10 protein-coding genes are annotated in these 9,038 nt (G+C 65.9%); 7 read left to right on the forward strand and 3 right to left on the reverse strand.

The window, feature by feature from the left end:
- Nucleotides 1–850, forward strand: an 850-nt coding sequence (locus DBR23_RS30840) for a GMC family oxidoreductase (protein WP_233250499.1), incomplete at its 5' end; no start/stop codon positions are given.
- A 14-nt stretch (nucleotides 851–864) separates the two neighbouring features.
- Nucleotides 865–1,215 (forward strand): antibiotic biosynthesis monooxygenase, encoded by a 351-nt coding sequence (locus DBR23_RS16365; protein WP_056057483.1) that lies wholly within the window; start codon nucleotides 865–867, stop codon nucleotides 1,213–1,215.
- A gap of 36 nt (nucleotides 1,216–1,251) precedes the next feature.
- Here DBR23_RS16365 and DBR23_RS16370 read toward each other — a convergent pair whose 3' ends face one another.
- Together DBR23_RS16370 and DBR23_RS16375 are read right to left on the reverse strand one after the other, a co-directional pair.
- Complete coding sequence (locus tag DBR23_RS16370) at nucleotides 1,252–1,581, reverse strand: hypothetical protein (RefSeq protein ID WP_108498951.1); 330 nt, start codon at nucleotides 1,579–1,581, stop codon at nucleotides 1,252–1,254.
- 107 nt (nucleotides 1,582–1,688) lie between these two features.
- Complete coding sequence (locus DBR23_RS16375; RefSeq protein WP_108498952.1) at nucleotides 1,689–3,041, reverse strand: ammonium transporter; 1,353 nt, start codon at nucleotides 3,039–3,041, stop codon at nucleotides 1,689–1,691.
- 352 nt (nucleotides 3,042–3,393) lie between these two features.
- Here DBR23_RS16375 and DBR23_RS16380 point away from each other — a divergent pair, with 352 nt between their 5' ends.
- The 5 genes from DBR23_RS16380 to DBR23_RS16400 all read left to right on the forward strand — a co-directional run bounded on the left by DBR23_RS16380 (nucleotide 3,394) and on the right by DBR23_RS16400 (nucleotide 7,821).
- Nucleotides 3,394–4,152 carry a TSUP family transporter gene (locus DBR23_RS16380; RefSeq protein ID WP_056057479.1) on the forward strand — a complete coding sequence of 253 codons (759 nt, stop codon included), beginning with the start codon at nucleotides 3,394–3,396 and terminating at the stop codon, nucleotides 4,150–4,152.
- 261 nt (nucleotides 4,153–4,413) lie between these two features.
- Entirely contained in the window at nucleotides 4,414–5,178 is a 765-nt protein-coding gene (locus tag DBR23_RS16385) for an ABC transporter substrate-binding protein (RefSeq protein WP_056057476.1), read from the forward strand.
- 127 nt (nucleotides 5,179–5,305) lie between these two features.
- Entirely contained in the window at nucleotides 5,306–6,088 is a 783-nt protein-coding gene (locus DBR23_RS16390) for an amino acid ABC transporter permease (protein WP_056057473.1), read from the forward strand.
- Nucleotides 6,085–6,837, forward strand: coding sequence for an amino acid ABC transporter ATP-binding protein (locus DBR23_RS16395; RefSeq protein WP_099731500.1), 753 nt, complete (start codon nucleotides 6,085–6,087; stop codon nucleotides 6,835–6,837). The genes DBR23_RS16390 and DBR23_RS16395 overlap by 4 nt, the downstream gene beginning before the upstream one ends.
- Before the next feature lie 96 nt (nucleotides 6,838–6,933).
- Nucleotides 6,934–7,821 carry a DMT family transporter gene (locus tag DBR23_RS16400; RefSeq protein ID WP_108498953.1) on the forward strand — a complete coding sequence of 296 codons (888 nt, stop codon included), beginning with the start codon at nucleotides 6,934–6,936 and terminating at the stop codon, nucleotides 7,819–7,821.
- A gap of 84 nt (nucleotides 7,822–7,905) precedes the next feature.
- Here the strand turns inward: DBR23_RS16400 and DBR23_RS16405 are convergent.
- Nucleotides 7,906–9,038, reverse strand: a 1,133-nt coding sequence (locus DBR23_RS16405; RefSeq protein WP_255581741.1) for a penicillin-binding transpeptidase domain-containing protein, incomplete at its 5' end; no start/stop codon positions are given.

Genomic DNA, 9,038 nt, shown 5'->3' on the forward strand with positions numbered 1-9,038 from the left:
CCAGCTGCTGCAGCTGTCGGGCATCGGCCCCGCCGCACTGCTGCGCCAGCATGGCATCGATGTGGCGGCGGACCTGCCCGGCGTGGGCGCCAACCTGCAGGACCACCTCCAGATCCGCGCGGTGTTCAAGGTGCAAGGGGTGCAGACGCTCAACACCATGGCCAACTCGCTGGCCGGCAAGGCCAAGATCGGGCTCGAATATGCGCTCAAGCGCAGCGGGCCCATGAGCATGGCGCCTTCGCAGCTCGGTGCGTTCACCCGCAGCAGCCCCGACCAGCCCTATCCCAACATCGAGTACCACGTGCAGCCCCTGTCGCTCGATGCGTTTGGCGAGCCGCTGCACAGCTTTCCGGCCTTCACCGCCAGCGTGTGCAACCTCAACCCCACCAGCCGGGGCACGGTGAACATCAAGAGCGCCGACTTCAAGGCCGCGCCCGCCATCGCGCCCAACTACCTCAGCACGCCCGAAGACCGCCAGGTGGCCGCCGACAGCCTGCGCGTCACGCGCCGCATCGTGGCCCAGCCCGCGCTGGCCAAGTACCAGCCGCAGGAGTGGAAGCCCGGCGTGCAGTTTGAAAGCGACGAAGACCTGGCGCGCCTGGCGGGTGACATTGCCACCACCATCTTCCACCCCGTGGGCACCACCAAGATGGGCCGCGACGGCGACCCGATGGCTGTGCTGGATGCTCAACTGCGCGTGCGCAATGGGCGCGGCGGCGTGGTGGCCGGCCTGCGCGTGGTGGATGCGGGCGCCATGCCCACCATCACCAGCGGCAACACCAACTCGCCCACGCTGATGATGGCGGAGAAGGCGGCGGAGTGGATCATCCAGGCAAGGCGGGCGGCGTGAGTACCATCGCGCCGATGTACTCCTCCACTTTCATCTTTGCGACCAAACAGTTCGACGACGCCTTTCACCGCCTGGACGAGGCGATTGCCACCGCCGCCCGTTCCATCGACGGCTACCTGGGCGAGGAGTCCTGGACGGACACGGGCAACGGCCTGGTGTCCAACGTGTACTACTGGCAGTCGCTGGAAGCGCTGCAAACGCTGATGCAACACCCCGCGCACCTGAAGGCCAAGGCCGCGCAGGCGCAGTGGCTCAATGGCTACCAGGTGGTGATTGCGCAGGTGCTGCGCACCTATGGCGACAACCAGCTGACCGGGCTGCTTCCCACGGCCGGGCTGTTCACACAGGGCACTGCGCCCCACTGATCTTGGCAAGCCCCGGCGCCCAGGTCGCTGCAGCGTTCAGCGGATGCCGCCCACATAGCGCGGCACCTCGGGGGCGGGCTCAGGCGTCGGTGCGGGGCGCGAGCGCACAGCCTGCGCCGCCACATCCAGCAGCGGACGGCGCGGCGCTGCAAGGGGAGTGGCGTGCAGGGCGTGCTCCAGGCGGTCGGCCCACTCGGCCAGATCGGGCGCGTTGTCGTCCACAGCGCGCTGGCGCGCGAACCGCACGATCTCCTGCGCATAGTCCGCGTTGACCGCCATCCATTCGGTATCGGTCACGCGACCCGTTTTGCGCCGCAACAGCACATGCAGGTGGGCGGCAATTGCCAGCTTGTCGGAATCGGACATGGTCGGCTCCTTAATGCATTGGGGTCATCCATCGGACTGCACCAGCTGGCCCGCGTTGCACAACGATGCGGGAGCGGGGAAGGCCTGCCGGGTCTCTCGGGGCTCATTCAGCCGCCCAGGCGCTCGCGGTGCTGGGCAATGTCCAGCCCCGTCTGTTCGCTCTGTTCGTCCACCCGCAGGCCCATCGCAAAGTTGATGACCCACAGCAGCGCGGCCGTCACCACCAGGCTGTAGGCCGCCACGGCGCTCACGCCGATGGCCTGGGTCAGCAGGCTGCCCGCCACCCCGCCCACGGTCTTGCTGGCCAACACCCCGGTGAGCAATGACCCCACGATGCCGCCAACGCCATGCACGCCAAATACGTCGAGCGAGTCATCCACCCGCAGCAGCCGCTTGAGCCCCGTCGCGCCCCAGTAGCAGGCCAGCCCGGCCACCAGACCAATCACCACGGCCGAGCGCAGCGTGACAAAACCGGCGGCAGGTGTGATGGCCACCAGCCCCGCCACCAGGCCAGAGCACAGCCCCAGCAGCGACGGGCGCCCGCGCACCACCCACTCACCCAGCATCCACGACAGCGCACCGGCCGCAGCGGCCAGGTGCGTCACTGCCATGGCCAGCCCGGCACGCCCATCGGCCGCGACCGCAGAGCCCGCGTTGAAGCCAAACCAGCCCACCCACAGCATGCCCGCGCCCGCCATGGTGAGCCCCAGGTTGTAGGGCTCAAACGGCTCACGCCCATACCCCGCGCGGCGGCCCAGAAACCAGGCGCACACCAGCCCCGCGACGCCCGCATTCACGTGCACCACCGAGCCGCCCGCAAAATCCAGCGCGCCCATCTGCGCCAGCCAGCCACCCGGCTCCCACACCCAGTGCGCCACGGGCGCATAGACCACCAGTGTCCACAGGCTGATGAAGACGAGCATGGCCGAAAACCGCATGCGTTCCACAAACGCGCCCACCAGCAGCGCGGCCGTGATGATGGCAAAGGTGAGCTGGAACATCGCGTACACCGACTCCGGGATCAGCGGCGCAATGTGGCTCACCGCCAGCTTGCCCGCCTCCAGTTGAAAGTCGAGCCCGGCAAAGCCAGCACGGTCCCAGCCGCCAAGCCAGGCGCTGCCCGGTGTGAAGGCTAGTGAATACCCCGCCGCAAACCACAGCAGGCTGACCAGCGCTGCAATGGCCACCACGCTGGCCATGGTGTTGAGCACGTTCTTCCTGCGCACCATGCCTGCGTAAAACAGCGCAATGCCTGGCAGCGTCATCAGCAGCACCAGGGCGGTGGAGGTCATCATCCAGCCGGTATGGGCCGCATTCACCGTGTCCTGGGCCACCAGGGCGGGGCGCGTGAGGGGCGCCGCGACTGCAGGAGCCTCTGGCACGCCCTGGGCCAGCGCGCAGGTGCACAGCCCCAGACACAACGACACGACCGCAAACACCCGGTGGTTGACTGCACGCATGCACGCTCCCTTTCGCAATTTGTTACAAGCGCATTGCACGAGCCATGCCAGCCAGATGCCCCCGAATCGGGGCACAGAGCGCCCCCGCAAGCTGTCCGGCGCCCAACAACGGGGGGCGGGAAACCCCCAATGCACCAGCAGGGTGCAGCCGTTACAGTCACGGCACTCGAAAGCGCGCTTCGGTGTGCCAAGCGAGGGGCCCGAGGAGACAACCTTTCTATCAAGAACCACATTCAAAACACCCAACGAGGTGTGAACCCTTTCAGGCGCTGGCGATCCCAGCGCCTTTTTCTTGCCCGCTCGATCCTGAGCGGTCCTGAATCGATAGCAGGCCCGGTGCGACAATCCTGCGATGGAATGGATTTTGATGACCCTGGCCTCGCTGCTCGCGGGCTTTGTGGATGCGATCGTGGGGGGCGGTGGACTGGTGATGGTGCCCGCGCTATTTGCAGCTTTTCCGGGGGCGCCCCCGGCCACGCTGCTGGGCACCAACAAGGCGGCCTCGGTCTGGGGCACCGCCATGGCCACCTGGCAGTACAGCCGCAAGGTGCAGATCCGCTGGTCGGCCATGCTGCCGGCCGCAGCCGCCGGTTTTGCCGGCTCGTTCGTGGGCGCCTGGGCCGTCACCGTGGTGTCGGCCGAATTCCTGCGCAAGCTGCTGCCCCTGGTGCTGCTGGGCGTGTTGCTCTACACCCTGGCCAAGAAGGAGTTGGGGCGGCACCACACCCCCCGGTTTGCCGGCCGGGCCGAGGTGATCGCCGCCTGCCTGATTGGTGTGCTCATCGGCTTTTACGACGGGTTCTTTGGCCCGGGCACCGGCAGCTTCTTCGTCTTTTTGTTCGTGCGACTGCTGGGCTATGACTTTCTGAATGCATCGGCGTCGGCCAAGCTGCTCAACTGCGCCACCAACATCGCCGCCATTGCGTTGTTTGCCGCCAAGGGCCATGTGTGGTGGCACTTTGCGGTGACGCTGGCCGTGGCCAACGTGCTGGGCAGCCTGCTCGGCACCCACATGGCGCTCAAGCATGGCACCGGCTTTGTGCGGGGCATCTTCATCGTGGTGGTGAGCACCCTGATCCTGAAGACGGGGTACGACGCCTTTCTGCGGTAGGCCTGCTCTTCACGCACCGGGTGTCGGTCGCCAGGGTGGCACCCAACTTGCAACGCCCCGTAAGGCCTACCACCAGGGCGCTCCGAGGTCATCGGGGTTGCCCTGCATGGCCCGAATGTGAACGTGCGTCCTATAATTTCCGCACGTTTCCGTTTGATGACGAGGCCCATCGCCAATGGCGATGCCCGCATCCACCCGCTCCGGCCTGCCTACCCGCAGGCCGGATTTTTTGTACCTGAACCACCCCCACAGGAACCTGTCATGCAATTTTTCAAGTCTGCCGTTGTCACCGCCGTGGCGCTGTGCGCTGCCCTCGCCGTCCAGGCCCGCACGCTGGACGAAGTCAAGAAGGACGGCAAGATCATCGTGGCCACCGAGGGCCAGTTCGCTCCCTTCAACTATTTCGAAGGCACCAAGCTGACGGGTTTTGAGGTGGAAGTGGCGGAGCTGGTGGTCAAGAAGATGGGCCTGAAGCTCGAATGGAAGACCCTGGGCTTTGACGCCCTGCTGACCGGCCTGGGCCAGAACCGCTGGGACGCCGTGATCGCCTCGCACGGTGTGACCGACGAGCGCTCCAAGGCCGTGACCTTTGCCAACCCCCATTACTGCTCGGGCGGCATCATCGTGGCCATGGACGACAAGATCCGCAACGCTAAGGACCTGACCGGCAAGGTCGTGGCCGTGCAAACCGGCACCAGCTACCTGGAGCAGGTCAAGAAGGTCAGCGGCGTGAAGGAAGTGAAGAACTTCCCGCAAGACACCGACGCCCAGCGTGCCCTGATCTCCAAGCGCGTGGACGCCTGGGTCAGCGACAAGTTCGTGGCCAAGGAAGCCGCTGCCAAGAACGCCAAAGCCGGCTTCAAGCTGGGCGACATGCTGTTCATCGAGCGCATCGCCCCCGCCATGGCCAAGGGCAACACCGGCCTGGCCGATGCCTGGAACAAGGCGTTCACCGAAGTGCTGGCCGATGGCAGCTACGCCGCCGTCTCCAAGAAGTATTTCAACGAAGACGTGCGCTGCAACTGATGTGATGGCACATGGGGTGCGCAGAAGGCCGGGAGCCTCTGCGCACCTTTTGCCTTTTGTGGCGGCGCAGGCCAATGTCCCTGCCGCCCACCCGATTTCCAACCAAGACCTTCTGGTCGTCTGATCCATGCTTCTCGCTCTTTGGCCACAAAGCTGGTCCCGACAGCAGCGCAGCAATGCCACGCTGGTCGCTGCACTGGTGGTGATGGTGCTGGCCCTCTCGTTGCTGGGCCAATTGCTGTCGTTCTTCCCTGACCCCATCGGACCCAATGCCCAGGCGTTTTCTGAAGGTGCGCGCACCACGCTGTGGCTCACGCTGGTCAGCGGTGCCGTGGGCCTGGTGCTGGGCACAGCTGCGGCGCTGGCCCGCACCGCCCGCTGGACGCCCGTGCGCTGGATTGCTGGCGTGTACATCTGGGCCATTCGCGGCACACCGCTCTTGGTGCAGATCCTGTTTGTGTACTTTGCGCTGCCGGTGCTGGTGCCAGGGCTGAACCTGCCCGACTTTGCCGCCGCCGTCGTGGCGTTGGGACTCAATGTGGGCGCCTACAACGCCGAAGCGCTGCGCGCGGGCCTACTGGCCGTGCCACGCGGTCAGACCGAGGCGGCCCGGGCGCTGGGCCTGGGCCGCATGCATGTGTTCATGGACGTGGTGTTTCCGCAGGCGTTCAAGATCTCATTGCCGCCGCTGGTGAGCAACTTTGTGGCGCTGCTCAAGGACTCTTCGCTGGCCTACGCGATCGGCGTGGTGGAGCTGACCAACGTGGGCAACCGCATCCAGTCGGCCACGTTCCAGCCCATCGCCACGCTGACCACGGTGGCCATCACCTACCTGCTGCTGACCACACTGGTCACACAGATCTCCAACGCCGTCGAGTACCGCTTTGACGTGGAGGGCCGCAACCAATGAACTCCAACGTTCCACCCAAGCCCTACATCGTGGCCGAGCGCGTGTGCAAGTCGTTTGGCGCGCACCAGGTGCTCAAGGACGTGTCCACCGTGTTCCACACCGGCGAGGTGACGGTGATCATTGGCGCCTCGGGCTCGGGCAAGAGCACCCTGCTGCGCGCGATCAACCGCCTGGAGCCCCACGACAGCGGGCGCATCACCATCGATGGCGTGGAGGTGTGCGACGACCTCACCACCCTGCAGCGCCAGCGCTGCGAGGTGGGCATGGTGTTTCAGCAGTTCAACCTGTTCGGCCACATGAGCGTGCTGGACAACGTGACGCTGGCGCCCCGCCGCATTCGCCGCACCCCGCGCACCCAGGCCAACGACGAGGCCATGCAGCTGCTGCGCCGCGTGGGCATGCAGGACCATGCGCACAAGTACCCCTGGCAGCTGTCGGGCGGGCAGCAGCAGCGGGTGGCCATTGCACGGGCGCTGGCCATGGCTCCAAAGGTGATGCTGTTTGACGAGCCCACCTCGGCGCTCGACCCCGAGATGGTCAAGGAAGTGCTGGACGTGATGCGCGGCCTGGCCCGTGGCGGCATGACCATGATCGTGGTCACCCACGAAATGGGCTTTGCGCGCGAGGTGGCCGACCGGGTCATGTTCTTCGACCAGGGTCGTATCGCGCACGATGCGCCGCCGCAGGAGTTCTTCAGCAACCCGGCCAACGACCGCATCCGCGCGTTTCTGGGCCAGGTCAGCCACTGAACGGGCACACTGCACACTCTGCAAAGCAGAGGCCACCGGGCAACCGGTGGCCCTTTTTCTTTGAACAGGTTCTTATTGGTTTGGAGAATTCTTCCAATGCGTACTGAACGCTGGGGCCTGATGGCCCTGCTGGCTGTGACCGTGGTGTGGGGCACCACCTTCCCGGCGATGAAACTGCTCTCGGCGCACCTCGACGCACTGCAGATCATCTGGCTGCGGTTTGTGATCGCACTGCTGGTGCTGGCGCCGCTGTGGCGCGGCATGCTCCGCCACGAGCGGCGCTGGGGCTGCGCGCTGGGGTTGCTGCTGTTCCTGGCGTTCTGGCTGCAGATCGAGGGCCTCGCACGCACCAGCAGCAACCGCAATGCCTTTGTCACCGGGCTCAACGTGCTGGTGGTGCCGCTGATCGCGATGGCAGCGCTGGGGCGGCGCTACGGCTGGCGCCTGTGGGGCGCCTGCGTGATGGCGCTGGCAGGCATGGCGCTGATGTTCCACGAGAACGAGCCCTGGAACCTGGGCGATACGCTGACGCTGGCCAGCACCGTGTTCTATGCGCTGTACATCCTGGCGCTGGAAGAATGCGCGCGCCGCACGGCCGCACAGCCCCTGCGTGCCACCCGCATGGCCGCCGCGCAGGCCACAGTGATGGCACTGGCCTCCACTGCGCTGTTGCTGGTGCAAAGCGGGAACATGGACTGGCTGCACTCTGCCGCCCAGCTGCCGGTGGACGCCTTGCTGGCCTTGCTGTACCTGGGCCTGCTGGCCAGCGTGGTGGTGGTGACGCTGCAGGCCTGGGGCCAGCAGCGCGTGGACGCCATGCGCAGCGCCATCGTGTTCGGGCTGGAGCCGGTGTTTGCCGCACTCACGGCGTGGATGTTGCTGGGCGAGCAGCTGGGCTGGGCCGGACTGAGCGGGGCGGCGCTGATTGTGGCGGCGCTGGTGTTCAGCCAGCTTCAGCCGTCACCGCGCGCTGCCGGTGCCTAGCAGGCGCTTTTGAAGCAAAACAGCTTGTAGCGCCAGTCGATATTGCGTCAACAGCTATCAATTTAAGAGCAATCCAGTGCCAGATCAAGGAGCGACCAACGGCACCTCGCTGGCCTTGCGGGGCTTGCCCATGGGCGCACTGGCCAGGCCCTTTTGTACGGCGGCGATGTCTTCTTCGCTGGGGTACTCGCCCAGCAGCCAATAGTCAAACACGCGCCGCGCAATCGGGGCGGCGTGGGCAGCACCAAAGCCTGCGTTCTCCACAATGGCGGCCAGGGCGATGGTGGGGTTCTCGGCCGGGGCAAAGGCCGCAAACAGCGAGTGATCGCGCTGGTGCTCCTCCAGCGCCTTGGCGTTGTACTTCACGTTCTGGCCCATGGTCACGGCCTGGGCGGTGCCCGTCTTGCCGGCTGAGGTGTAGGGCGCGCCCATGAACACCCGCGTGCCCGTGCCGCCCTTGTTCACCGCCACCAGGGCATTGCGCACCAGCTCCACGTTTTTGGCCTGGTAGCCCAGGTTGATGCCAGGGGGCTGCACGATCTCGGTGATGGCGCCGGTGACCGCATTCTTCACCGCCTTGGCCATGTGGGGGCGATAGCGGATGCCCCCGTTGGCCAGCGTGGCCTCGGCCAGTGCCAGCTGCAGCATCGTGAAATTGTTGTAGCCCTGCCCAATGCCCAGCGACACCGTTTCGCCCGGGAACCAGCGTTTCATGTCGGCGCGTTTGTAGGTGTTGCGCTTCCACTCGGTGCTGGGCAGCGTGCCCCGCACTTCGCCGTTGAGGTCGATGCCCGTGGACTGGCCGAAACCCAGCGGCTTCATGAAGTCGTGGATGGCATCCACACCCATGTCCACGGCCAGCGAATAAAAGTAGGTGTTGCTGGAGAACTGGATGGCACGGTGCATGTCCACGCCCCCCAGCCCGCCCTCGTGGCTGCGGAAGGTGTGGCCGCCAAAGGTGTAAAAGCCGGGGTCGTTCACCACCAGGCTGGGCGAGCGCTTGTTCAGCTGCAACGCCGCCAGCGCCATGAAGGGCTTGTAGGTGGAGCCGGGCGGATAGGTGCCGCGCAGGGCGCGGTTGAGCAGCGGCTTGTCGATGGACTCATTGAGCGCGGCCCAGTTTTCGGCGTCAATGCCTTCGACAAACAGGTTGGGGTCGAAGGTGGGCTTGCTCACCAGCGCCAGGATTTCGCCATTGCGCGGGTCGATCGCTACCA

The sequence above is a fragment of the Acidovorax sp. HMWF018 genome, assembly GCF_003061035.1.
Taxonomy (GTDB): Bacteria; Pseudomonadota; Gammaproteobacteria; order Burkholderiales; family Burkholderiaceae_C; genus Acidovorax; species Acidovorax delafieldii.